Source organism: Bacteriovorax sp. BSW11_IV (genome assembly GCF_000447755.1).
GTDB lineage: Bacteria > Bdellovibrionota > Bacteriovoracia > Bacteriovoracales > Bacteriovoracaceae > BSW11-IV.
Genome location: NZ_AUNE01000043.1, coordinates 24,858 through 48,474, shown reverse-complemented (window position 1 = coordinate 48,474; position 23,617 = coordinate 24,858). Strand labels below are relative to the sequence as shown.

25 protein-coding genes are annotated in these 23,617 nt (G+C 37.7%); 9 read left to right on the top strand and 16 right to left on the bottom strand.

Annotated features, from left to right (window positions below; genetic code table 11):
• Positions 1 to 9: 9 nt before the first annotated feature.
• Both M899_RS11500 and M899_RS18415 read left to right on the top strand, forming a co-directional pair.
• Complete coding sequence (locus tag M899_RS11500; protein WP_081653814.1) at positions 10 to 807, top strand: ankyrin repeat domain-containing protein; 798 nt, start codon at positions 10 to 12, stop codon at positions 805 to 807.
• Positions 808 to 884: 77 nt separating this feature from the next.
• Positions 885 to 1,034, top strand: a complete 150-nt coding sequence (locus tag M899_RS18415; RefSeq protein ID WP_021271604.1) for a hypothetical protein — start codon at positions 885 to 887, stop codon at positions 1,032 to 1,034.
• Between the two features lie 131 nt (positions 1,035 to 1,165).
• On the opposite strand, the gene M899_RS11495 is transcribed toward M899_RS18415, so the two are convergent.
• The 9 genes from M899_RS11495 to cdaA all read right to left on the bottom strand — a co-directional run bounded on the left by M899_RS11495 (position 1,166) and on the right by cdaA (position 9,599).
• On the bottom strand, positions 1,166 to 1,444 hold the full coding sequence (locus M899_RS11495; RefSeq protein ID WP_021271679.1) for an HU family DNA-binding protein: 279 nt from the start codon (positions 1,442 to 1,444) through the stop codon (positions 1,166 to 1,168).
• Between the two features lie 84 nt (positions 1,445 to 1,528).
• A complete protein-coding gene (locus M899_RS11490; protein ID WP_021271653.1) occupies positions 1,529 to 2,686 on the bottom strand; it encodes a cysteine desulfurase family protein in 1,158 nt (385 codons plus the stop codon).
• Positions 2,670 to 3,233, bottom strand: coding sequence for an Rrf2 family transcriptional regulator (locus tag M899_RS11485; protein WP_021271629.1), 564 nt, complete (start codon positions 3,231 to 3,233; stop codon positions 2,670 to 2,672). Before M899_RS11485 ends, M899_RS11490 begins: the two co-directional genes overlap by 17 nt.
• A gap of 359 nt (positions 3,234 to 3,592) precedes the next feature.
• Positions 3,593 to 4,045 carry a tRNA (adenosine(37)-N6)-threonylcarbamoyltransferase complex ATPase subunit type 1 TsaE gene (tsaE, locus tag M899_RS17815; RefSeq protein WP_021271612.1) on the bottom strand — a complete coding sequence of 151 codons (453 nt, stop codon included), beginning with the start codon at positions 4,043 to 4,045 and terminating at the stop codon, positions 3,593 to 3,595.
• Between the two features lie 14 nt (positions 4,046 to 4,059).
• Positions 4,060 to 5,646 carry a bifunctional ADP-dependent NAD(P)H-hydrate dehydratase/NAD(P)H-hydrate epimerase gene (locus M899_RS11475; RefSeq protein ID WP_021271632.1) on the bottom strand — a complete coding sequence of 529 codons (1,587 nt, stop codon included), beginning with the start codon at positions 5,644 to 5,646 and terminating at the stop codon, positions 4,060 to 4,062.
• Between the two features lie 27 nt (positions 5,647 to 5,673).
• The gene (locus M899_RS11470; RefSeq protein WP_021271683.1) at positions 5,674 to 6,426 is read right to left on the bottom strand and encodes a pyridoxine 5'-phosphate synthase; all 753 of its coding nucleotides are present in this window, start codon (positions 6,424 to 6,426) and stop codon (positions 5,674 to 5,676) included.
• A gap of 14 nt (positions 6,427 to 6,440) precedes the next feature.
• Positions 6,441 to 7,811, bottom strand: a complete 1,371-nt coding sequence (gene glmM / locus M899_RS11465; RefSeq protein WP_021271700.1) for a phosphoglucosamine mutase — start codon at positions 7,809 to 7,811, stop codon at positions 6,441 to 6,443.
• A 36-nt stretch (positions 7,812 to 7,847) separates the two neighbouring features.
• Positions 7,848 to 8,786, bottom strand: a complete 939-nt coding sequence (locus M899_RS11460; RefSeq protein ID WP_021271622.1) for a CdaR family protein — start codon at positions 8,784 to 8,786, stop codon at positions 7,848 to 7,850.
• Positions 8,787 to 9,599, bottom strand: a complete 813-nt coding sequence (gene cdaA / locus M899_RS11455) for a diadenylate cyclase CdaA (RefSeq protein ID WP_021271599.1) — start codon at positions 9,597 to 9,599, stop codon at positions 8,787 to 8,789.
• A gap of 236 nt (positions 9,600 to 9,835) precedes the next feature.
• On the opposite strand from cdaA, the gene M899_RS11450 reads away from it, so the two are divergent.
• Positions 9,836 to 10,252, top strand: coding sequence for a secondary thiamine-phosphate synthase enzyme YjbQ (locus tag M899_RS11450; protein ID WP_021271645.1), 417 nt, complete (start codon positions 9,836 to 9,838; stop codon positions 10,250 to 10,252).
• Here the strand turns inward: M899_RS11450 and M899_RS11445 are convergent.
• Positions 10,249 to 12,189, bottom strand: a complete 1,941-nt coding sequence (locus M899_RS11445; protein WP_021271696.1) for a sigma-54-dependent Fis family transcriptional regulator — start codon at positions 12,187 to 12,189, stop codon at positions 10,249 to 10,251. The genes M899_RS11450 and M899_RS11445 overlap by 4 nt on opposite strands.
• 333 nt (positions 12,190 to 12,522) lie before the next feature.
• Between M899_RS11445 and M899_RS11440 the strand changes: the two genes are divergently transcribed.
• Genes M899_RS11440 through M899_RS11430 form a run of 3 tightly spaced genes read left to right on the top strand, consistent with a single transcriptional unit; the run spans position 12,523 to position 14,797 of the window.
• Positions 12,523 to 13,461 carry an adenosylmethionine decarboxylase gene (locus M899_RS11440; RefSeq protein WP_021271617.1) on the top strand — a complete coding sequence of 313 codons (939 nt, stop codon included), beginning with the start codon at positions 12,523 to 12,525 and terminating at the stop codon, positions 13,459 to 13,461.
• A gap of 1 nt (position 13,462) precedes the next feature.
• The gene (speE, locus tag M899_RS11435; RefSeq protein WP_021271640.1) at positions 13,463 to 14,323 is read left to right on the top strand and encodes a polyamine aminopropyltransferase; all 861 of its coding nucleotides are present in this window, start codon (positions 13,463 to 13,465) and stop codon (positions 14,321 to 14,323) included.
• A gap of 9 nt (positions 14,324 to 14,332) precedes the next feature.
• Positions 14,333 to 14,797: an EVE domain-containing protein gene (locus tag M899_RS11430; protein ID WP_021271677.1), complete on the top strand. Its 465-nt coding sequence runs from the start codon at positions 14,333 to 14,335 to the stop codon at positions 14,795 to 14,797.
• On the opposite strand, the gene M899_RS11425 is transcribed toward M899_RS11430, so the two are convergent.
• From M899_RS11425 to M899_RS17810, 3 genes are all read right to left on the bottom strand, one after another.
• Positions 14,798 to 15,034 carry a hypothetical protein gene (locus M899_RS11425; RefSeq protein WP_021271649.1) on the bottom strand — a complete coding sequence of 79 codons (237 nt, stop codon included), beginning with the start codon at positions 15,032 to 15,034 and terminating at the stop codon, positions 14,798 to 14,800. It lies immediately after the preceding gene.
• Between the two features lie 43 nt (positions 15,035 to 15,077).
• Positions 15,078 to 16,994 (bottom strand): biosynthetic arginine decarboxylase, encoded by a 1,917-nt coding sequence (gene speA / locus M899_RS11420; protein ID WP_021271666.1) that lies wholly within the window; start codon positions 16,992 to 16,994, stop codon positions 15,078 to 15,080.
• A 100-nt stretch (positions 16,995 to 17,094) separates the two neighbouring features.
• The gene (locus M899_RS17810) at positions 17,095 to 18,213 is read right to left on the bottom strand and encodes a M14 family zinc carboxypeptidase (protein ID WP_021271607.1); all 1,119 of its coding nucleotides are present in this window, start codon (positions 18,211 to 18,213) and stop codon (positions 17,095 to 17,097) included.
• 66 nt (positions 18,214 to 18,279) lie between these two features.
• Here M899_RS17810 and M899_RS11410 point away from each other — a divergent pair, with 66 nt between their 5' ends.
• The gene (locus M899_RS11410) at positions 18,280 to 19,113 is read left to right on the top strand and encodes an ATP-grasp domain-containing protein (RefSeq protein WP_021271631.1); all 834 of its coding nucleotides are present in this window, start codon (positions 18,280 to 18,282) and stop codon (positions 19,111 to 19,113) included.
• Here M899_RS11410 and M899_RS11405 read toward each other — a convergent pair.
• Positions 19,097 to 20,569 (bottom strand): phospholipase D-like domain-containing protein, encoded by a 1,473-nt coding sequence (locus M899_RS11405; protein ID WP_196801762.1) that lies wholly within the window; start codon positions 20,567 to 20,569, stop codon positions 19,097 to 19,099. The genes M899_RS11410 and M899_RS11405 overlap by 17 nt on opposite strands.
• 172 nt (positions 20,570 to 20,741) lie before the next feature.
• On the opposite strand from M899_RS11405, the gene M899_RS11400 reads away from it, so the two are divergent.
• Complete coding sequence (locus M899_RS11400) at positions 20,742 to 20,945, top strand: (2Fe-2S)-binding protein (protein WP_034729034.1); 204 nt, start codon at positions 20,742 to 20,744, stop codon at positions 20,943 to 20,945.
• Positions 20,946 to 21,009: 64 nt separating this feature from the next.
• Complete coding sequence (gene bfr, locus M899_RS11395; RefSeq protein ID WP_021271643.1) at positions 21,010 to 21,492, top strand: bacterioferritin; 483 nt, start codon at positions 21,010 to 21,012, stop codon at positions 21,490 to 21,492.
• On the opposite strand, the gene M899_RS11390 is transcribed toward bfr, so the two are convergent.
• Both M899_RS11390 and M899_RS11385 read right to left on the bottom strand, forming a co-directional pair.
• Positions 21,489 to 22,781: an ABC1 kinase family protein gene (locus tag M899_RS11390; protein WP_034729032.1), complete on the bottom strand. Its 1,293-nt coding sequence runs from the start codon at positions 22,779 to 22,781 to the stop codon at positions 21,489 to 21,491. The genes bfr and M899_RS11390 overlap by 4 nt on opposite strands.
• A complete protein-coding gene (locus tag M899_RS11385) occupies positions 22,744 to 23,616 on the bottom strand; it encodes an EamA family transporter (RefSeq protein WP_021271621.1) in 873 nt (290 codons plus the stop codon). The genes M899_RS11390 and M899_RS11385 overlap by 38 nt, the downstream gene beginning before the upstream one ends.
• Position 23,617 lies beyond the last annotated feature (1 nt).

The following is a 23,617-nucleotide window of genomic DNA, read 5'->3' as shown; positions in this document are numbered from 1 at the left end:
AATAGGTTCATGAAAATAAAAATAATCAAAATGATCTTTATAGTATCGACGCTCGTAATGGGCGTCTATACTTTTCAAATGTACAGACAATCGGCCCAATTAAAAAACCCAATGCCCTCACAGCACACAAGGCAAACACGCCCGAGTTTAAATGAAGTTACAAAATCAAATGTAAGTGAACAGGCCTCTCAAAATCAAGACAACACAGTTGAAATAAGCGAATCAATCCAACAAGAGCATAAAATTGATAAGTCACTTTTCGAGGAGGCCTTTGATGGAAATGGTGAAAAGTTAAAAGAGGCCATCGAAAATGGTTTTGATATTAACAGTCAAAATGAGAACGGCCAAACGCTGCTCATGAGTGCGATAAATGGTAATTCATCAGACCTATTTTTTTACCTTCTCTCTAAAGGAGCTGACCCCAATATAAAAGATAAGTCAGGTCAAACGGCCTTAGTTTTTGCAAGCAGTGGCGCCAATGAAGATATGACTTTAGAACTTTTAAAAAAAGGCGCTGATCCAAATATTATTTTTAACTCTAAAAAGTTCACTCTCCTAATGGATTCTTCTTTTGAAGGAAATATCAATATTACAAGACATCTTGTTGAGTATAAGGCCGATATAAATGCTATAAACGCCGATGGACAAACGGCCCTGCACTACGCTGCGAGAGAGGGTCATTTGGAGATTGTTAAACTTCTGTTGGCCAATGGTGCAAATAAAAATATTAGAGACTCTAAAAACAAGTCTGCGCTTGAATACGCGGCTGAATCGGAGTTCCAAGCGATTGAAACACTTCTAAAATAAACCTAATTAAATCCTAAAACACAAAACGTTTTTTCTGAGTAGAATCCATCTTGAATAGAATATCCATGGGGTGGAACATGAAACTACTTAGATTTTTTGAAACGATTTTGAAATTTCTTGGTCACAATCAAGATCAGTCTTTGAACTATGAAACATTAGAAATGAAAAAGAACTGCAACCTTGAAGAGCGTGTTCTTCTGCAAAAATTATTTAACGAAAATAACTAAGAGAATTCTTAGATATTAATCTGGCGGGGTCGTTGATTCTCTTTCCTCAATTCCCAAAAACTGACGATCCCGCCTATAAAAAAAAGCGCCTCCAAAGGAAGCGCTCATTGAAAAAAAATTCCAATCAAAAATTAGAACATCTCTTTCCAGGCCTTTCCTGGCTTGAATTTTGGAAGTGTTTTAGCTTTGATTTTGATTTTTTCACCTGTAGCAGGGTTAACACCATCTCTAGCAGCTCTTTTAACTTTTGTAAAAGTACCAAAACCGATTAGAGAAACGTCGTCACCTTTTTTAACTGCTTTTTTGATTGTTTCAACAGCGTGATTAACGAAAAGCTCAGCATCTTTTTTTGAGATGTGAGAAAGTGTTTTTTCGCTTACGATAGCTTCGATAAGTTCCTTCTTGTTCATGAATGCCTCCATAAAAAAACGTTTGTGTGTTCTTTAAATGGTGAGAGATTTTTAATGACTTGGCAAGATAGCTGTCAGAAAATATTAGGCGAATCTTTTAAGAACCGTCACAATCTTTGTTGCGTACTCAGTTGCACTTGCCACATCTAATGAAGGGGCGAAGGATAGCCTCACAGCACCTTTGGCCTCATCTTCACTATAACCCATGGCCATAAGCACACGCGATGGAATAACAGCACCAGAAGAACAGGCAGAGCCTGAAGACACATCCATTTTTGCAAGATCAAAGGCCGTAAGAAGAATATCGGCCTTCTTATTAGGGATAACAAGATAAATGGTATTACCATTTCTATGATTGGCCTTTGCACCAACCAGTTTCAAAGAAGGAATCTCTTTAAGTATTTCATTTTCAATAATGTTTTTACCTACAACTTGCTGTGAAAAATCGTAGCTTTTCATGAGTGATTCAAGAGCAAGCTTAATTGAATAGATTGCGTGAACATTTTCAGTTCCCGAACGTAGTCCTTCTTGTTGACCGCCACCACGAATTAAAGAATGAAAGGGAAAATCTGTGCGCATAAAGCTAAAACCAATACCTTTCATGGCGCCAAACTTATGGGCCGAGAAAGTGAAAGCATCAATTTTTTCGCTAAGCTCTTGCCATTCTTTTATTTTACCGACGGCCTGTACAGCATCAACATGAACAAAACAGCCTGTTTCTTCTTTTAAAGAGACGGCCATATCCAGTGGCCATACAACACCTGATTCATTGTTTACAAATGTATAATTCAAAAGAACTTTATTGGTTTGCGCTTTTATTAAATCACGCAAATTTTCATAAGAAAATTCACCGTTTTCATCAATATCAAAAACAACAAATTGATGTCCGAAAAGTTCTAATTCTTCTTTTAGATTATAAATACATGAATGATCTGTGGGTGAACAAATGAACGTTAGCTTCTCAGAGTTTTTAAATAACTCATAAGCAAGCCCTCTAACTATACTATTAATCCCCTCTGTTGCACCAGAGTGGAAAAAAAGACGGAAATCATTTAAACCAAATGTCTGATAAAGAAACTCACGAGTTTCATTGATATATCGCTTTGATAATTTACCAGATGAGTGAATGGAAGATGGATTTCCAAATGGTAGATCCCCAGAAGAGAGCCAGCTTGTGACCGACTCTGCTAATGGGGATGTGGCATTATAATCGAAATAAAATCTGTTATTGGTTAATTTCACCAATTGGGTTCCTTATGGCAGATGTTAAACCACCTAAAGAAACCTCAGACTGAGATGCGCCAGTTCCAGTACCTGTAGTTGTTCCAGCTCCAGTACCGTTATTAGCAGTAGCTGCTTGAGCAGGGATTTCAACTTCAGCAGACTTTCTTACAAGATCACCAAGTGATGTTGTTGCAAGATATTCTGTCATGATCACACCTAGGTTTTGAAAATAATTCTTTGATAGGTGGAACTCAACAGTGTTTGCTGCTTCAGCTTCTGTACCAAGAATATCTTTTGCAGGGTTGATGTTTTCACCAACACAGTCAAGAATGTCTTTTACAGTGATTTGATCCATTGATCTCGATAGTACATAACCACCACCTGGTCCTCTAACCGACTTAACGGCCTGACCATTTCTTAGCTTTCTAAAAAGCTGCTCTAAGTAGTGAAGAGAGATGTTCTGTCTTTGAGAGATCTCTTGTAAGCGAACAGGGTTTCCATTACTGTGAACAGTAAGGTCGAGCATAGCTCTTACAGCGTAACGTCCTTTAGATGTTAGTCTCATTAGTCTTCCTCCATAAATCCAAATAAGAATTGAACTCGGTTTTTTCTTTCATGAAGCCTTGTGCGTGTTCTCTCAAATCGAGGTCGCGAATCCTACGCTTCCGTTTTGAGTCGATGTTCATTCCAGCGAACTCCGAGCTACGTAAATAGTATGACAATAAACTACCGACACCGTCAACTCGATTTCCGATTAAAAAAAAGAAAAGTTCCAACAAATTTAAAAATTAAGTTATGCTTTTGCTAAAGAATAAAAAACTCAGGTATTTAGGGCCCAAATCTCAAAAAAATCCAAGATGTTAACCAATTTGACGCACGTGGAAAAATTACCGATCAAAGCATTTTGATCGGCATTATTTACCACTAAACGTCGAGTTTATGGAGCAAGAAATTGCGTGACGAAACTGTGTTAGAATCTTCGTTTGCTTCGTTGATTTCAATCACCATTTCATAAAAAGAAAAGTCGATGCTGACATGACGAGAAATATCTCGAACATACTTCTTCCCCCATTCAACAAGAAAAAAATCTTTATTCTCTAAGTACAAAGACAATTCAAGGTGAATGATTTCTTCTGGTTCTTCAAGACGATAGAAGTCTGCATGAGCGACATTGCCATTTTCATTGATGATAGAATATGTAGGGCTCGACATCGCATCGGCCCTGCCACCTACAAACTTCTTTGTAAACGTTGTTTTACCTGCTCCCACTGGCCCAGAGAGGATAATGACAGCAGGTTTTTTAACGGTCTCTTTAAGCTCGCTGGCAATATTTTCGAGATCTGATTCAAAAACTTTTTTCCAAGATCTTTCAAGCATATTTCTAAAATTCCTTAATCAAGAAGCTCTTCGATTTGAGCAAAGGCTTCAGAAAAATGATCAACTATTGATAGCGCCGTCATTGCTCTTGGGCCAAGATTTTCACTTGCAACCTTTCCAGCAAGAGTGTGGACGAAAACTCCAAACAATACTGATTTAGATATTTTACTCTTATCAACGAACATCATACTTGTTTTATGTTCAAGTGGATTTTGTGCAAGGAGGCCACCTAAAATTCCGGCCAAAACGTCACCGCTTCCACCAGTGGCCATACCATCATTTGGAAAATAATTGATGTAGATATCACCATTTGGTAATCCAATATAAGTACATGCACTCTTTAAAACGATAATAGAATTTGTTTCATCAACTGCTTTTTTTAAATATCCAATAGGATTTAAATTAACTTCTTCAGGTGTTGCTCCAACAAATTTAGAAAACTCTCCCACGTGCGGAGTCATAATAGTTGGAAATTTTCTCTTCGTTAAAAGAAGGGCGTCATCATTGATATTAAGTGCATTAATTGCATCAGCGTCAATAACAACAGGTCCCGAAAAATGAGTCAAAACATCAATTACAGATTCTCTCGTGATTTCACGAGAACCTAATCCTGGACCAATTACAATTGAATCAAAACGATCTAGATCGCGAAGAACAGATTCAACCTCATCTTTGTTTGTTGGAATTTGACCAGTCATAATTTCTGGCGTGATACGAGAGACAAGTTCACCGTAATTGTCGCGCCAAGTGGCCGCAGTCACAAGACCAGTCCCCACTTTTAAACAAGCTTCAGAGGCCATCAAAACAGCACCTGTCATGCCTCGAGAACCACCAATAACAAGAGTGTGTCCAAAGCGATTCTTATGGTCAAATTTAGAGCGAGAAGCAATTACATCAACAAAGTGTGATGGATTAAGCAACCACTTATCACCACCACCTAAGGCCTTCGATGAAATCCCTGCATCAATGACAACAACCTCACCTGTTAACTTTGATCCTTCACCAACATAGTGACCAAGTTTAGGAAGACCAATAGCAAGAGTATAATCAGCACGAATGGCCGTCTGTCCAGCTTCTCCAGCATCTCCTGTAACACCAGATGGTAGATCAACAGAGACCATTACCGATGAATATTCATTTACGAGATTAATAATATCAAAAAGGTTATTTGCTAATGGTAAGCGAAAACCCATCCCGATGATGGCATCGATAAATAAAAAGTGTCCACCACCTTGAGAAAGGTAATCACTAAGCTGATCAACGCTTCTTATATCATTTATCCTTACACCATAATTCTTTGCAAGTTCAATTTGTCTATTGAGTTCCTCTGAGTATGGATCATCAGGTAAGAGCATGAAGGCACGAACACGGTGTGAGCGGTTTGCAAGATTTCTTGCAATGGCCATCCCATCAGCAGCATTATTTCCACGTCCACAAAGAACAATAATCTCACCAAAATCCTGATCTTCTAAGAAAGCTTCTTCAATAAAATCAGCTCCTCTAATACCAACATTTTCAATGATCAATCCTTCGCTGAAACCGAATTTACTAATTGCGGCCTCTTCAATCGTCTTCATTTCATCTAAACCAACAACTCTCACAGGGAAACTCCTTATTCCTTGGACGAACTAATATGTATAATTTGCAAATAGTTTTTTAAACTTATCTGTTACACTACCAAGTCCCTCAAATAGGGCCTGGCAAATTATCCAATGACCTATATTGTATTCTTCAAACAGATTATTGGAAAGCAGGGGGCATACACTTTCAAGTGTCAGTCCATGACCGGCATGGCAGTTGATCTTTTTGCTCAACAAGAACTCCTGCGCGGCCTTATATTGAGTCAAATACTTCTCAATATCTTCCCCTTGTAAAAAAGCACGAGCATAATCACCTGTATGAATTTCAACAGCGTCAATATTCATCTCACTCGCTTTTACAAGAGTATGAATATCGGCCTCTAGAAACAGAGAAATCTTTGTTCCAGGGATTTTTTCTTTTAAATAAGCACAAGTTTCACGAACCTTAGCATTATTGGCCTCACCAATAAGATCGAGGCCACCTTCAGTCGTTTTTTCTTCTCTTTTTTCTGGCACTAAACATATCCACTCGGGGCCGGTGGCCACGGCGATATCGATAATTTCTTTATTACAACCCATCTCTAAATTTAGTGGTTTCCCATAGCGCTTTGTGACCAGTTGAACCGCTTCAACATCTATATCCTGAATGTGGCGTCTGTCTTCACGTAAATGAATTGTAATTTGATCGGCTCCATTTTCTAAAACCACACGTGCCGCTTCAACGACAGAGGGATAATCTTCGCCACGGGCCTGTCTTAAAGTTGCCACGTGATCAATATTTACACCTAAACGAATCGTCATTTTATTTCCTTTAATTATTGTCCAAGCTCACGGCTTACAACATCAACAAGCTCATCACATAATCGATCGACTTGCTCAAATCTCTCGCCTTCAACCATGACACGGGCCAATGGCTCGGTTCCAGAGTAACGAACAAGAACTCGTCCCTTATCCCCAAGTTCCACATCTACTTTTTTCAATAGCGCCTGAATTGGCTCAATTGTATCGAGGGGAACTTTTTTATTAACAATAGCGTTTTTAGTCACCTGAGGATACAGTTGAATTTGCGCTAAAATATTTTGCAGTTCTTCGCCGTAAAATTTCATGGCCTCAACCATTTTAAGGGCCGCAAGACAACCATCACCAGTTGTTGCAAACTCTTTAAAAATAATGTGTCCAGACGGCTCTCCGCCTAAGATCGCACCACTTTCTTTCATATGCTCCATGATGTATCTGTCACCAACTTTAGTTCTATGAAATTTCAATCCAAGCTCTCTTAGATAAACTTCGAGCCCAAGGTTTGACATTACAGTACCAACAACCGTGTCCCCTTTTTTCAAAGAGCCTTGATCAAGAAGAAGTTTAGCAAAAAGACCAATAAGAACATCACCATGAATAACTTTTCCATCGTGATTGATAACTGTGACACGATCCCCATCACCATCGAGACAGATTCCAAGGTCTGCACGAAACTTCGTCACACTCTCGGCCGCGCCTTCTGGGTGTAGAGAACCACAATTCAAATTAATATTTTCTCCATTAGGGTTCACCCCTAAAGTCATCACTTCTGCCCCAAGTTCATCAAACATCATCGGCGCAACTTTGTAACCAGCACCATTGGCACAATCAAGAACGATTCTCATGCCATCAAGATCAAAGTCTCCCCTAAGGGCCGATTTCGCATGTACGATATAACGGCCAAAAACTTCTTTTAAACGTTTTGCATTTCCAAGTTTCGGTCCAACCATAACTGGCATTAGATCTGGTGTGAGAACTAAATTTTCAAGCTCTAGCTCAACTTCATCGGGAAGTTTATGTCCAGAGGCATCGAAGATCTTAATTCCATTATCATCAAAACTATTGTGTGAAGCAGAGATCATAACCCCTGCATCCGCACGCATAGATTTCGTAACAAAGGCCACACCTGGAGTTGGTAGAGGTCCAGTTAAAATAACCGAGCCTCCCTGTGAACAAACACCTGCTGCAAAGGCATGCTCCAGCATATAACAACTAAGTCTCGTATCTTTTCCGACAATGATAAGTGGTTTTTTTCTTTTACCATCGCCATGAGTTTGAAAGTAATGAGTTACGGCACGTCCTAGGGCCGTCGCGATCTCTGAAGTCATTGGATAGATATTGGCCTTTCCGCGAATACCATCAGTTCCAAAAAGCTTGCGTTGTGACATTTTCATTTATCCTTTGGATATAAAACAACATTAAAATTATCGAACAGTAACATTAATAGATTGTGGGTTAATTTGCAAAAGATGGACACCATCTGGCAGATTGGCCTTGAGCTTAATTTCCACATTCCCTTTTGACCCCTCTGGTATATCAGCAACCACCTGCACTTGTGAACTTCTAATTGACATTCCCTCGGGTGCGAGGACATCAAGAGACACTTTTCGACTCGTCGCTTTCAAAATCTTTGAAGAAGATAAAAAGCGAATCGGGATATTTTTCAGTGTCAAATTCGCCTTCTTTGCTTTGATATCATAGGCAAATGAAATTGGTTGCTCCCTGTCATAGGTAATGCGCTCGTCAATTTCGGCCAGTGTCGTTTTCACTTCGCCTTCGCCTTCTAGTTCACTAATATCGATGGGTATAGTTTTGGCCATACCAACATTACGCATCACTTCAACAGGACCTTGCAGCATAACTTTATCAGGACTCAATTCTTGTTTAACCATCTTGAGTTCACTTGGCAGCGCGCCAACAAGGTTCATTTTAATGGGGACAAACTTTTTTATTTCACGATCAAGTCTTACAGTAAGAGCATTGGGCGTAACAGAAAGAACATCCACTCCAAAGGGAATAGGAATGTCATTGGGACCAATATGAATCGTAAAATCCTTTCCTTTTTTGAATGGATACTTATTCAAATTGACAACAACACGCTCTTCACGCGGTAAAATTTCGTTAATAAAAGCGCGTGCGCCACGCAACTCGACATTGATCGTACTAAAATTCATGGCCGAAACAGCAAGACCTTCAGGTGAGATAAACTCTATTTTCATCTGCTTTGTGATTTCCTGAGGTTCAGAATTTAAAACGTAGAACCACAAAAAAACACTTATAAACAAACTCACAATTTTAAGGGCCGTCTTCTCAGTTCTTTTGCGATTAATTGACGAGAAAGCAAACTTCACTCTTTGCTTCATCTAAACCTCCCCTTCAATATTTAGAGGTCTAAGTTCGGCACTTAATTTTTCATGGGCCCACAAGTGTTTCATGTATTGACGAAGATGATTTTCATTTTCACAAGGATAGAAAACACCTTTTAAACACAAACTAATTCGTCCTGTTTCTTCACTCACAGTAACGACAACTGCATCACTAACTTCACTAATACCGAGGGCCGCTCTATGGCGTGTTCCTAGGTGGCGGTCGATATCAACATTTTTTGATAGTGGTAAAAAACAACCTGCAGCTGCAATTTTATTATTTCTAAAAATAACGGCACCATCATGCAGTGGCGACTTTGTCTGAAAAATCGAATAGAGAAGATCGGAATGGATAAAACTATCCATCTTCGTACCTGAGGCAATATAGTCAAAGAGCCCGTGTTTTCTTTCAAAAACCATTAAGGCCCCAATTCGTTTTCTGCTCATCGCACTTGCCACTTCTACAATTTCTTCAATATCAAGATCAGATTCTTGCTTTTGCAATAGTCCAAAAACTCTTTTTCCCGTACCAACACTTGCAAGAGCAGAGCGAATTTGATCTTGGAAAAGAATAATAAAAATAAGAAAAAAAGAATCAAAAAAGTGAGTCAGAATCCAGCTTAGAGAATACAGTTTGTAGTATTGTCCAAGTAAGAACAGAATAACGAGAAACGCTATCCCAAGTAACATTTGTAAGGCCCTCGTACCGTGAACGATACGGAGCAACTGGTAGAGTAAGACGGCCACGATAAAAATATCGAGGAAGTCCTTTACCCCCATTTGATTTATGAAAATATCTAATATTTGCATGGCCTATACCGCCCTTTTTGCAACTTCAATGATTTGTATATGGCTACTTTTCGTCACAGGACACCGAATACTTGAGATATTTAATCGACTTAATTCTCAAAACAAGCTCGGCCCTTTATTAGCAAAGATAACTGTGCAGTCATTATGACGAATTTTATCGAGATGAGAAATTATTTTTAAATAAAAATTTCAATACTTAGCGCACTCTTATATGATGGCCATGAAAGGAATTATTCATGAGTATAATCAAAATAGAAGTGAAAACACATGGTGAAAAGTTTTATAATATCACCGAAGAAGTTAAGCGCTATGTTTCGCAAATTTGTGCCAATCACAGTGGCATCCTACATCTTTTTGTGACCCATACAAGCTGTGCTCTGACAATTAATGAGTCCTATGACCCTAGTGCGAGAATAGATTTAGAGAACTTTTTAAAACATCTCGCCCCTAGAAATTTATCACTGATTACTCATACCGATGAAGGTGAAGACGACTCACCCTCCCACATGAAAAGCTTATTGTGTCATCAGAATTTGGCGTTTATCGTTGAAAAAGGACAGCTCTTGCTAGGAACTTGGCAAGGGATCTATCTCGCAGAATTTCGAGACGATCCCAAGACAAGGATTGTATTAGTTAAATTCCAAAAAGACTAAGCGGCTGCCTTTTTAGCTTTTTCCTCAGGAGTAAGCTCCTCAAGAACGTTATTTGAAAGAAGCAGCTTCTTTCTTAGGGCCTCTCGAGAAATTCCCATTTCTTTAGCGGCCTTCGATTTATTACCGTTATTTCTCTTAATTTCAGCAATGATCATCTCTCTTTCAACAAGAGCAATACGATCTTTAAGAGGAATAGAGAAATCACTTACGTAAGGAATTGTTCCAAACATTCTTTGCTTTTGATTAAAATCAAGAAGCGGTGTTGTCGTATTTTCGAGAGCAACTTCAGTAATCACGTGTGAGCGTGGATTATAAAGAACTGCTCTTTCAATACAAGTTTGAAGCTCTTTAATATTGCCTGGCCAATCGTATTCTTTCATTTTTTGAATGGCCTTAGGTGAGAAGTTCTTCATTAGAAGACCTTGCTTCTTACATTCGATTTTCAAAAAGTAATCCACAAGATGATCAACATCTTCGACTCTTCTTCTTAGTGGTTCAATTTGAATATAGGCCTTAGACAGAAGTTCATAAAGATCTTTGTTGAACTCCCCTTCATCAACCATTTTCCCTAGATCTTTAGTTGTAGAAGCAATAATTCTAGCATCTAAACTTAAACGACTACCTGGGATACCTTTTTCTCTTAAAACTTGTAAAAGTCTCTTTTGGAAATCAAAACTAAGGGCACACACTTCGTGAAGAAGGATTGTCCCTCCTTTACAGCTTGTGAATACACACTTCGTTTCATCTGGTCCAAAAAGTCTTTCTGAGAGAGTATCAAAATCTTTATTCTCGCAATGAACTGTATCAAATGCGTGAAGACCTCTTGCTCCTTCGTGGTGAAGAATTTTTGCATAGAGAGTTTTACCAACTCCTCTCTCACCTTGAATTAAAACTGGTGATTCTAGATCTTTGATTTTAATAATAGAGTTTCTCAGTGTCCCGACATGTGGAGTTCTCCCCACAAGAGCAAACTTTCTATCAAATGGCTGAGAGAATCTTCTAATTTGTGTTGTCTCACTGATCGGTGTGAAACCGTGGAACACTGATGAGAAAACAAGTGCTAATACTTTCATTGTTTTTTCATCTTCAATTGTAAAACGATCTTGGTTTCTCTTGTTAATAACTTCGATAACACCAATGATCTTATCTTCTCTATTATGGATTGGATGACAAATAATCGACTTCGTTTGAAATTGTAAAACTTGATCGAAAACTTCATTGAATCGTGAACTATCATTTTGCACGTCGATATTAAGTGCAACACCTGTCGTAAAAACAGAGCCAGCAATACCTAAGCGGTAATCGAATTTTAATGTATCTTTTTCAACCCCAAGAGCGGCCACGGCCTCAAGCTCGTTAGTTTCAGGATTAATGAGAAAAATCGAGGCACGTTGTGCATTCATAATACGCACAACTTCTTCAAGCATATTATCGAGGAAGCCTTCTTTGTCTCCGAAGTGAGTGATGTCTTTAAAAAGAGAAAGAAGTAGAGAGAACATCTCAAAACCTTCAGAAGCACTTGTGTATTTTTCTTTTAGTGCAGAGTCAACCAGACATTCTTTCAAACGATCTGAAGAAAAACTCATAATATACTGTTCAAGAAATTTATGTACTTTTTTCTCTTCGTCAATTTCTACACCGTAGATAATTTCTTCGTCTTCAATGGTATTTGAGAAGGCCCTTACAACTCTCCCCGATAAGTCGAGGTGGAATTTTTTAAATTGAAGTGAAATGGATAGCTCTGCTTGTACAGAAATACGCTGCTTCGTTGAAAAACCAAGACCCGTAACACTAATATCTATTAATTTAGCGTCATCAATATAATGAAAATTTCCTGCTTCATCTTCTATCTGAACAAGAAATCTCAGATCATCAGCTTCCTCAACAGGAATTCTGAACGACTGGTAAAATTTAAATTCTTGAAAACTTGCGAGCATACCTCACTCCTTCAAATATTAAGGCCTATCCTATCGTTGTTATCGGAACTCACTGGCATGAACTTTAGAAAATTGCCTAATAATTTTGGCAAGGCCGAGTAATTCATAAGGCTTAGACTGACAACCTTCCTCAACTAAAACGTTATTCTTTAAGAAGAAAAATAAATAAGAATCATCGTACAAAACCCAATACACATGCCTGATTTCATTGATTTACAACGCCTTTAAGAAATTAATGCCATAAGTCCATTTTTTTTTAGACGTGGCCCGCATTTTTGCGTATAACACACTGATATTCTTAAATTTTATCGACCCTTTAATAAGGAGAAGGCCTTGATCTTTGAAGGTTCTGAAAAGAAATGTGAAGTGATTGTAGACAAAGAGAAAATTGCTCTACGCTCAATTGATGAATCTTTTTGGCGCACACTCGTTTCTAAGTGTAATGCGACGGTACTGTCAAAAATTAGCAACGAGCACTGCGATGCTTATTTATTGTCTGAATCATCACTTTTTGTATGGGATGATCATTTTCTTTTGATCACTTGTGGGCAAACAACACTAGTAGACGCTGTTCTGTATTTTCTAGAACAGAAAGGAAAAGACGTTTTAAAACAACTAATCTTCCAAAGAAAAAATGAGTACTTCTCATATATGCAGCCGACGACATTCTTTGATGATGTTAAGAAGCTAAAAGAGCATGTGGACGGAGAGGCCTTCCGTTTTGGGCATATTGATGCTCACCACAACTATCTGTTTCATATGAATGGAGAATACACTCCAGATAAAGATGATAAAACTTATGAACTTCTTATGTATGACATTTGTCCTCTGTGCATTGATGTTCTAACAAAAGAAAATCAAACGAAAGAAGTCCTTAGAAAGTTCTTGGCCCTCGATCAGCTGATCCCAGGCTTTGAAATTGATGATTTCGTCTTTACTCCATACGGTTATTCATTGAACGCACTTAAAGACGATCAGTATTTAACGATTCACATCACTCCACAAGAAGAGAGCTCTTACATTAGTTTCGAAGCAAACTTCAATCTTGTGGAAAAGATTAATATTCCACTTGAAGTATTAAGACCAGGGTCTTTTGATCTTATTACTTTCAATGCTGATGATACAAAAGAGTTATCTAAATTTGTACCATCGGTATATACAGATAAAAGACGTGTGCAAGATGAGCTAAAGTGTGGTTACAAAGTAACATTCACGCACTACTACAAGCACGTACAAGAAACACAAAAACCATACAAGATTAAGGAGCTATAATATGAATTCACATCTATGGGTTGAAGAAAGATTTAGAGATTTTTACGGAATGAAGTATAAAGTTGAAAAAACACTTTTCTCTGGAAAAAGTGAATTCCAAACTGTTGACGTAGTTGAGACTAAAGGTCACGGAAAAATGCTTCTTAACGATGGTCTCGTAATGGTTACTGAGCGCGATGAGTTTGTATACCACGACATGATCACTCACGTTCCTCTATTTGTTCACCCAAATCCAAAGAAGGTTCTTGTTATCGGTGGTGGAGACGGTGGAACGGCAAGAGAAGTTATTCGCCACCCTTCAGTTGAAAAATGTGTCATGGTTGAAATTGATGGAATGGTTGTAGACGCTTGTGTTGAACATATCCCGCAAACAGCTGACATGCTTAAAGATCCAAGAATTGAACTTCTTATTCAAGATGGAATTGAATACGTTAAAAACACAAAAGAAAAATTCGACGTTATTTTAGTTGATTCAACTGACCCAATCGGTCCAGCTCAACCACTATTTAACGAAGACTTCTACCAAGATATTTATAATTGTCTAACGGACAACGGAATTGTTGTATCTCAGGGTGAATCACCATATTTTGAAGTAACAATGCAAACGAAACTTGTCTCAATTAAGAACAAGCTTTTCCCAAATACTTTTGTATACAACTTCTCTAACTTAACTTACCCAGGTGGTCTGTGGACATTTACTTTTGCATCAAAAGGTCTTCACCCACTTAAAGACTTTAACCCGCAAAGAGTTAAAGATTCTGGATTAGAGTTTGGTTATTACAATACAGATATGCACGAAGGTGCTTTCAAGTATATTCCAACTTTCCAAAGAAAGAACTTAGAAGGACTTATTCAAAACTAAGGTGGAGTAATGGCAAAGAAATATTGGCTCATGAAAAGTGAGCCTGATGTTTTTTCAATTGATGATCTTTCTAAGAGAGAAAATCAAACTGAACACTGGGATGGCGTAAGAAATTATCAGGCCAGAAATTTCATGAGAGATGAAATGCAGGTCGGTGATATTATTCTTTTCTACCACTCAAATTGTCCAGTGCCAGGAATCGCAGGACTTGCCACTGTGGCAAGCTCTGCTTACCCCGATCACACGCAATTTGATAAAAAGTCAGATTACTACGATCCAAAATCCACACAAGAAAATCCTCGTTGGATGATGGTTGACGTTAAATTTAAAAAGAAATTTGCCAACGTTGTTTCTCTTCACTACTTGAAAGAGTGCGACGAACTTAAAGATATGCGCCTTCTTCAAAAAGGCAACAGACTTTCAGTTATGCCTGTTAACAAAGAAGAATATGAATTTATCGTTGGACTTTCTTAATTAGAAAAAAAGACGAAGTTTAAAACTTCTGATAAATGTCTGGCCTTTAGGTGAATAGCTAAAGGCCATCACAAAAAGACAAAGTGTCAGTAAAAAACCCATCGCTCCCACTATAAATATCCCACCAAGACCTACTCTTGCCTTAAAACCTTGATGATAATAGGCCGATAAGCTGTGTGTGCTTTTTTTCTTTGATAATGTTGATGACGATGTGGAATAGTCGTGGGCCTCAGACATTTTACTCTCCTTGACCCACTTATCGACTTATTTGTGTCGGACTTTATTTTTTAAGATACGTGTAACCAGCTAAGCAGTCCTCATAGAAGTCAATTAACCTGACCCCTTCACGCGGATTTATACTTCCCTTGCTGATTTCCTTATCGATACTTCTCTTAATCGTAAAGGCCATGTATTCAGGATTATACTGCATAGTCGAAAGAACTTGCTCTGCAGACGAACCTTTAACAACTTCTTCAATATAGAAGTCTTGAGGGTCATCATCGTGTCCATAAACGTGAACTTCATTCAAGCGACCAAATAAGTTGTGCATATCACCCATAACGTCCTGATAAGCACCAGTTAGGAAAATACCTAAAAAGTAAGGCTCATCAGGATTTAGTTTATGGATAGGAATTGTCTTTCTTTCACCATCCAGATCAATGAACTTATCGATCTTTCCATCACTGTCACAAGTAATATCCACAAGTGAACAATTTTTTGATGGTCTAACATCAAGTTTAGAAATCGGACAAATTGGTAAAAGTTGATCAATGGCCCAACTATCAGCGGCCGACTGAAATACTGAGAAATTACACAAATACTGGGCCGATAAAACTTCATCAAGTCCTTGAAGTTCTTCAGGGACGAAGTCTTCTTCTTCCAGCTTATCGTTAATCTTCTTTAAAAGTTTCCAGTAAAGAGTTTCAACTTTTGCTCTTTCTTCAAGAGAAATTACACCTAGCTTGAAAGCATTAATGGCATCATCTTTTAATTGAACAGCGTCGTTGTAACCTTCTTGCAATGAAGAAAGCTCATCAAGCATATCAACAAGATCGCGCATATTTGAAACAAGGATATGCTCCCCTGTTACTTTCTTTGTATCGAGACTTTCTTCTGTGTTATCAATTTCACCCACTACATTTGTAATAATACAAGAGTGGTGGGCAGTGATGGCACGTCCCGATTCAGTTACAATATTTGGATGTGGAACATCTTCAAGATCACAAATTTGCTTTAAACCATAAACGATATCTGATGCGTACTCCACAATTGAGTAGTTCATAGACGAATCATTTGTCGACTGTGAACCATCATAATCAACTCCTAAACCACCACCAACATCGAAGTACTCAATAGGCACATTCATTTGATAAAGTTTAGCGTAGATTCTTCCACCTTCTTGAATCGCTTCTTTTACAGAACGAATATCTGTAATTTGAGAACCAATATGAAAGTGGAAAAGTTTGATACAGTGATCAAGCTTTTCACTTCTTAAGTATTGAACAGCGCGGATAATCTCTGCAGTAGATAGACCAAATTTAGCTCTATCACCACTTGAACTCTCCCACTTTCCACGACCCTTAACAGTCATCTTACCTCTAATACCGATTAGAGGTTCAACATCCATGGCCTTTGCCGTATCCACAAGAAGTTTTAGTTCTGAAAATTTTTCGATAACAACAATGATCTTTCTTTTAAGTTTTCTTCCTAGCATAGCAAGACGAATATATTCTTCGTCTTTATATCCATTAAGAACAGTAAGAGCATTCTTATTTGTATTGTAAGCAAGAACTGACAAAAGCTCTGGCTTAGAACCGGCCTCTAGACCGTAATCATACTTTGATCCAGCATCCACGATTTCTTCTACAACTTCGCGCATCTGGTTTACTTTTACAGGGTAAACACCACTGTAGCGGCCTTCGTATCCGGCCTCTTCAATAACCTGTCTGAAACAAGTGTTAATGCGTTTTACTTGGGAGCGTAGAACGTCCTGAAAACGAACAACAGCAGGAAAAGGAATATTTAATGCCTTAATCTCATCAACAACGTCTTTAATGGAAAAAGAAATTCCATCATCGACTCCATTTGGTCTAACAGTAAGATCTCCATTGTCTGCAATTTGGAAATAACCGCCGCCCCACTTTGAAACGTGGTAGGCATCCTCTGCATCTTTGATTGTCCATTCAGTGTTTTTCATTCTATCACCTACCTCCTAAGTATATGTGATTACAGGCCCACTTATTACAGGTAGATCACCCTAGTGGCAACTAAATTGTAAACGCATGTGCTAAATTATATTACATTCCCTGCTCATCTTCATCGAGATTGTTATCTTCAATCTCTTGAGACTTTTTAAGAGCGATATTTACACTATGCTCATCACGAAGATCGTGAAGCATGGCAAAGTGTACAGCGGTTTTGAAACGCTCCCAATAAACTTTGTGTTTGCGGTTATCAGAGCTTGGTAGCTCGAGCGTATAGGTTGGAATTCCCATCTCATTACCCGCAAAATTACCAAGGCTACCTGGAAAGAAAGGATAGTTCTTCATTTTGTAACCCTGAGCGGCCTTACTCATATTGAGCAAAAGCTGAGTTGCCTTGTGAGCAATCTTAACACCAAGAGTTTCTGGCCCATCGTAATCTAGGAAAGTCAGCGGGGCGTGAACAGAGAGAATCTTATTTGGTTTATATCTTCTGATGAGATTTACTTGAAAACGAGTTTCCGGCTCGCTCATGGCCTTGTGCCCAGGAAAGCGTCTCTTATCTGCGGCATATCGATGCTTCCATAAATGTAGGGCCTCTTTATCCCAATCTTGAGTTGGAAAATTTCGATTGAGGTCTACACCACGTGCATTTGTGCGCGAAGGTTTTGTTGTAAAAAAAGAGTCAGGGCTTACGATTGGGGCCACGATGATAAGTTTGTTTTGTAATTCTTCATATCCAGGTTCTAATCCTGCATAGATGCGCTCAATATGAGTCATGATATCAAAACAAAATTTTACCGGAGTAATCTCGTCACCATGAACGGCACAAAAAATCATTGTGCGATCAACTGTAGGATCTTTTTCTTTTTCTTCGTTTCCAAACACCGCCCAAATAAGAGGATCACCATTTACAGAATTTCTAACATGCTTCCAGTTATAATTCTTACAACGTGAAACTCCCCAACCCCAGTGCAGGAAAGTTTTATTAATTTTATTGCAATACTGATTAAGGGCCGGCGACTGTTCAACCAATTCGTCACTCAATTTTTTTATAGGCGCAACAGAAGTTGTAGATGAAAGTTCACCTTCTTTTTTAGCGTGAAGTTCAGCAGTGACAACTCCCTTATTTTCGATCTTTTTTTGATCGTCTTTTAAGAAAAAAGCACATGAGCTCAAAACCAATGTCAGAAGAATTAAAACTGTCTTTTTCATCTATTTCCCTATGTGTTTTAACAGTACCCCATTATAATCATAAAGAACCGAAACAAAAGAGTTTTTATGGTAAAACCGAACATTTTCCTCGTGTCAAAAAACAACCATTTGCCTACACTTTCACGCTTTCAAGAAGAGGCCCAAGCACTAGGCCTAAGTGCCCAAATCATCACTGTAGAGCAACTGTCACAATTAGACTTTAGCGAACACGATTTTATCATAAACCGCGTCACTGGAATTACCTACGATGACGAAGATTTAGTTCGTCTTCGAGAAATACAAAAGCGTACAAAAACCACTATTTGCAATACTCCTAACGCAACCCTTTCATTTAGAGACAAAAGTAAACAATACAATTTTTTATTGAATCAAGGTGTCAATACGCCTCAAACTCTTGGGCTTTGGGAGTTTAATTTTAACAATCCTCAGTTGAATCCCCCCTATATCATCAAACCGTTGAGAGGAAATAAAGGAATTGGAGTCGAATATTTTGAGACTCTGGCCGAACTTAAAAATTTCCACATGGAGAAATTGGCCATTGAAGATCTGCGCTATATTGTCCAACCCTATATTCAAAAGCAAAGTGAGTTACGACTTTTTATGATTAATGGTGAGCTCATTGGTGCGCTGGAAAAAGATGTTCAAGATAAAGTTTGCAATGCATCTCGAGTAGAGTGTCGGTTTATTGAAAGGAGTAATCTCGATGAAAAACTTATTGCTATATCAATAGCAATAACAAAGGCCTCAGAACTTTTTTATACAGGAATAGACGTTATGGTTTTTAACGAACAATATATTTTTCTTGAAATGAATACTTCTCCAGGTTTTATGGAATTCGAAAAATATTCAGGCATCAATATCGCAAAGAAAATTTTAAAAAATCTTACAAGAGATGATTAAAAATAATTGAAGGTATTTTAACGAGATAATAAAGAAACATTTTTCCAGTACTCACTTTCTCAAACTTTAATTTTTCAAAAGTTTCTTCGTCTGTCATATGTCGGGAACTATCTTCAATACGCACATAAACACTATCTTTTAAGGCCTTCGCCATGGCCGGATTATTGCGACATACAATCGCATGTTCCATATTATAATTATTAGATCGTGGATCAATATTATATGTACCAATTACTGAAGTTTCATCGTCCACAATAATAGTTTTAGCATGAGTTCCCCATCTGTTTTTCTTAAAGATTGAACGAAATACAGGATAATTCTTTACACTAGAGCCCTTAATTAAAAAGAGATCTAGGCCAAGTTTTAACCATGAGCGAACGAGGTCATACATGCGAGAACCAACATAGACAGCATCAGTAGAATACAGACCATTTGTTAGAACTTTAACTTCTGTTCCCTTACTCAATGCCACTTTGATATTTTTTTTCATATCCTTATCCATAATAAAATAAGGAGACTCTATCAAAACATTATTTTTTGCGTTTTTAATAAGATCAAAAACTCTATACTTTAGCACGCGTGCATTATCCGTTTTCTTTCGCCCAACCGAAGGCATATCTGAATAGTAGCCAATGTCATCACAAACAAATTCGTCATTGAGACTTCTCTTGTTGAATTCTTCCCCGGCCCAAAAATCTTCAAGCTCAATCATCAGACTCGTTTTTTCTGATGAGTAAAGAAACTCATGTTCCTTGGCCATATTCTTCTCATAACTTCTTAAACGAGAGCGATACTGAAACAACTGTTGATGCTCATTTTTATGATGAAAACGACTCATTTCTGGTCTTTTGGCAGGGTCAATTGTTTTAGTAAATTCAGATTTCCAAAACACATCAAAACTTTGACGTACAGTCTTGGCAATTGGACCATCAACGAAAATGTCTCTATCAATGAAATTGTAATTCTCATCCATATCAAAATATTCATTTCCAATATTGCGGCCACCAATAATAACTTTTTCATCATCAACGATTAAAGTCTTTCTATGATTGCGATATTGAGCGCGATTAAAAAAGATATTAGGAAGGGTATTAAAGAAGCGAACTTCAATTCCTGCATTTTTTAAGTGCGCCAAAAGATATTTGTTCATGGTTTTTTTAACGAGAAATTTATCAAACAAAACTCGAACCTTAACTCCCTCGCTGGCCTTTTGAACTAGGGAGCGCAGGATTAATCTTCCGGCCTTATCATGGCGAAAAATAAAGTATTCCATTTCAATGGTATTTTGAGCGGCCTCGATCATATCAAGACGTTTTTTAAGTGAAAAAGATCCGTGGTTTAAGATTTGTACCTGATGGGGCGTGTATTGTTCTGAAACAAAGGGCGAGAAAGCTTGTTCTGCATGTGCAGATATAATAAAAAAAGTTAATAGAATTAACAACTTAACCCTAGACAACACATCCCCCTTTTGCGAACAAACATGTGTAAGGTCTATAAAACACATCAAGATGGCCGAGTCCAGTGCATTGCATTATTTTTGTAAAATCTATAGTTTTATGATGGTTATGCCGAAAATTAGTTTGGCTATTCAAATTTTTTGTATATAATGGATACAAATGGGGGATTACATGTACATTTGTATTTGTAACGGAATCACAGAAGATCAATTAAAAACAGCTATGACGAACTCGTACAATGCTAAAGAAACACTAAAGAAACTTGGTGTAGGCGATAGTTGTGGAATCTGTCTTGTGGACGCCATAGAAAGAATTCAAAAAGATAGCGAACTAAAAAGTGAGCAAATTCTTCAAAATCCAACAACAAATCGTTAACTCTAGTTGCCACAAACTCCTATCATTTTTATAATACCTATAAATTTGATCTAAGGAGACCCCGATGAAAGGAAGTCAAAAAGTAATTGACGCTCTAAACTCTGTTCTTACAAAAGAACTAACGGCCATTAATCAATATTTTCTTCATGCAAGAATGTTACAAGACTGGGGCCTAGCTAAGCTTGGACGCCTTGAATATGAAGCAAGTATCGATGAAATGAAGCACGCAGATGAGCTTATTAAAAGAATTCTTTTTCTTGAAGGACTACCTAATCTTCAAAAGCTTGATCGCATTAAAATTGGTCAAAATGTAAAAGAAGTCGTTGAGGCCGATCTTGAAGTAGAATACTCAGCTGTACCTCATCTTAAAGACTGTATTAAAATCGCTGAGGCTGAAAGTGATTACGCAACTCGTGATCTTTTTGTTCAAATTCTTAAGTCTGAAGAACACCATATTGATTGGCTTGAAACTCAAAAAGGTTTAATTGAAAAAGTTGGTGTAGAAAACTACATGCAATCTCAAATCGAAATGACAATGGAACACTAAGAGTTCTTACTCTCTAAATATCTTAGGGCCAAATTACGCAAGTCGATTTTGGCCCCTAGTATTTTCAAAATCATAAAGACACCACCGATCTTTCTATCTAAAAACACAATATCTTGTGGTGGACTTGCTATATCCACTTTACCAAACATCTGCATACCATTTTTTAATAAATCATCGGCCAATCTTGTGGCCCCCCAATCATAGATTTCACCTTTAAAAGGATCACCAAGTAAGCGTGCATTATCCCAAAGAAGATCTTTATCCTTGTCACTCATTCCCGCACGAAAATAATTCATACGCTCAACGACTTCAAAATAAAGCTCTCTGTCCCCTACAATACAGGCCCTCATCATATCTTGGTAACACTCTCCAATGGAATCTGAAACATCCTTAACAGAGCCAAAGTCCAGCAAGACCCATTGCCATCTGCCTTGAATATGTCGGAGAAGGTAATTTCCATAGTGAGGGTCTGATTGAACTTTTTTAAATTCAAAAAACTCTCGCAAATAGAGTTCAAAAAAAGACGTTGCTAATTCATTACGAACGTCTTGCGCCAAAGATGCAACAACATCTGAATCAACTTTTACACCATCGATAAATTCAGTGGCCATTGTGGTGTCACTACAAAAGTCATCATAAACCTTTGGAATGTAATAGCGTTCATCGCCCTCTAAGCATTGTATAAAAAAATCGTGTGACTGTTTTTCCTTTTGGTAATCCATTTCATGGATCATCATTTTTTTGACTTCATCTAAGAAGGGATCAAGATCAAACTTTTTAGGAAGTGCTTTGATACCTTTTAGCAATAATTTCAAGGCCAACATATCTGAGTTTATGGCCTTTTTGATATTCGGATATTGAATTTTAAGTGCCATCTTTTCTTGATCTTTTGTATAGGCCACATGAACCTGACCTATGGATGCAGCAGCAAAAGGGCCATGTTCAATTTTTAATTGGTCAAAAAAATGATTGGGAATATTTTGAGAGATATTTTCAAAGTCAAGGTAATGAGTTTGGGTTTGCAATTTTTTAAAAACATCATTTACCTCTTTGGGTAAAAAATAATCACCATAAACAGAGAGCATCTGTCCGGCCTTTAGGGCAGAGCCTTTCATCATAGCAAGCTCAGAGTAGATCAACTCACTATGCTTAGAAAGGGCGCTTGCACCTTTTTCTAATACATCATCCTTTTTCTCAGAAATATAATCACGGCCTACTTTGTAGGCCATTTTGGCGAGAGAAAAATTTCTTTTAAGCACGTTGCTTTTGAGATCTTTTATTTTTTTCATAATTTGCAATTACTAATGAGAGGACAAGAACACTTGTTCCAATTGAAAATGGGACAATATCAACTGAGTCCCCAAAAAACATAAAACTTACAAAAATCCCTACCGGGATAACCATATTGTTCATCACGGCCAATATTCCGACTTCGACTTTCTTGGCCCCTGTGTTCCACAAAAAATAACAAAGTCCAGAAGCAATGATTCCTAACCACAATAGGACAAAATACTGTGTTGTGGTTGTTGGAATCTTATTAAAATTGGAAAAGAGCAAACTTAATAGACCAATAAATACAGACGCGCCAAAATAGAAGTAAAAAAAGACATTGCGATCTTTTAATTGAATTTCTTCTAATTCATTTTTTAATTTTCTGTAAAAAACTTGGCCTATGGCAAAGCAAATATTCGACCCCTGGACAAGCAAAAGTCCAACGAGAACATCATTGCTCATTTGTTGATAACGAATAATATAACTGCCTAAAATGGCAACAAGGGCCGCAAGTAAATGATTGGGTGAAAATCTTTTTTCTAAGAAGTCACCAATCAAGGCAATATAAAGGGGTGTCGTAATAGTGAATAAGATAACTTCCGGAACTTTTAAAAAGGCAAATGATTTGTAAAAGCACAAATACATAAGGCCAACTTGAATCAAACCACAAAGTGCAACCTTCGCTTTAAGCTTCCAATTATTCGTGAAGCTTGTGAAGGGAATAAAGCAAAGGGCCGCGAGCACGAAGCGAATTAAAATGGCCAGATAACTATCAATCTGGCCAGAAATATAGTGGCCTATCAAGGGAAATGAAAAGGCCCAAACAAATGTAACAATCCACAAATTAAGCAAA

Excerpts from the sequence above, each read along its gene's own strand:
- cdaA (WP_021271599.1), bottom strand. The coding sequence starts at position 9,599 with ATGCAAATATTAGATATTTTCATAAATCAAATGGGGGTAAAGGACTTC.
- tsaE (WP_021271612.1), bottom strand. The coding sequence starts at position 4,045 with ATGCTTGAAAGATCTTGGAAAAAAGTTTTTGAATCAGATCTCGAAAAT.
- M899_RS18415 (WP_021271604.1), top strand. The coding sequence starts at position 885 with ATGAAACTACTTAGATTTTTTGAAACGATTTTGAAATTTCTTGGTCAC.
- M899_RS11485 (WP_021271629.1), bottom strand. The coding sequence starts at position 3,233 with ATGAGACTAACATCTAAAGGACGTTACGCTGTAAGAGCTATGCTCGAC.
- M899_RS11460 (WP_021271622.1), bottom strand. The coding sequence starts at position 8,786 with ATGAAGCAAAGAGTGAAGTTTGCTTTCTCGTCAATTAATCGCAAAAGA.
- speE (WP_021271640.1), top strand. The coding sequence starts at position 13,463 with ATGAATTCACATCTATGGGTTGAAGAAAGATTTAGAGATTTTTACGGA.
- M899_RS11495 (WP_021271679.1), bottom strand. The coding sequence starts at position 1,444 with ATGAACAAGAAGGAACTTATCGAAGCTATCGTAAGCGAAAAAACACTT.
- M899_RS11410 (WP_021271631.1), top strand. The coding sequence starts at position 18,280 with ATGGTAAAACCGAACATTTTCCTCGTGTCAAAAAACAACCATTTGCCT.
- bfr (WP_021271643.1), top strand. The coding sequence starts at position 21,010 with ATGAAAGGAAGTCAAAAAGTAATTGACGCTCTAAACTCTGTTCTTACA.
- M899_RS11430 (WP_021271677.1), top strand. The coding sequence starts at position 14,333 with ATGGCAAAGAAATATTGGCTCATGAAAAGTGAGCCTGATGTTTTTTCA.
- speA (WP_021271666.1), bottom strand. The coding sequence starts at position 16,994 with ATGAAAAACACTGAATGGACAATCAAAGATGCAGAGGATGCCTACCAC.
- M899_RS11450 (WP_021271645.1), top strand. The coding sequence starts at position 9,836 with ATGAGTATAATCAAAATAGAAGTGAAAACACATGGTGAAAAGTTTTAT.
- M899_RS11500 (WP_081653814.1), top strand. The coding sequence starts at position 10 with ATGAAAATAAAAATAATCAAAATGATCTTTATAGTATCGACGCTCGTA.
- M899_RS11445 (WP_021271696.1), bottom strand. The coding sequence starts at position 12,189 with ATGCTCGCAAGTTTTCAAGAATTTAAATTTTACCAGTCGTTCAGAATT.
- M899_RS11400 (WP_034729034.1), top strand. The coding sequence starts at position 20,742 with ATGTACATTTGTATTTGTAACGGAATCACAGAAGATCAATTAAAAACA.
- M899_RS17810 (WP_021271607.1), bottom strand. The coding sequence starts at position 18,213 with ATGAAAAAGACAGTTTTAATTCTTCTGACATTGGTTTTGAGCTCATGT.
- M899_RS11470 (WP_021271683.1), bottom strand. The coding sequence starts at position 6,426 with ATGACGATTCGTTTAGGTGTAAATATTGATCACGTGGCAACTTTAAGA.
- M899_RS11390 (WP_034729032.1), bottom strand. The coding sequence starts at position 22,781 with ATGAAAAAAATAAAAGATCTCAAAAGCAACGTGCTTAAAAGAAATTTT.
- glmM (WP_021271700.1), bottom strand. The coding sequence starts at position 7,811 with ATGTCACAACGCAAGCTTTTTGGAACTGATGGTATTCGCGGAAAGGCC.
- M899_RS11425 (WP_021271649.1), bottom strand. The coding sequence starts at position 15,034 with ATGTCTGAGGCCCACGACTATTCCACATCGTCATCAACATTATCAAAG.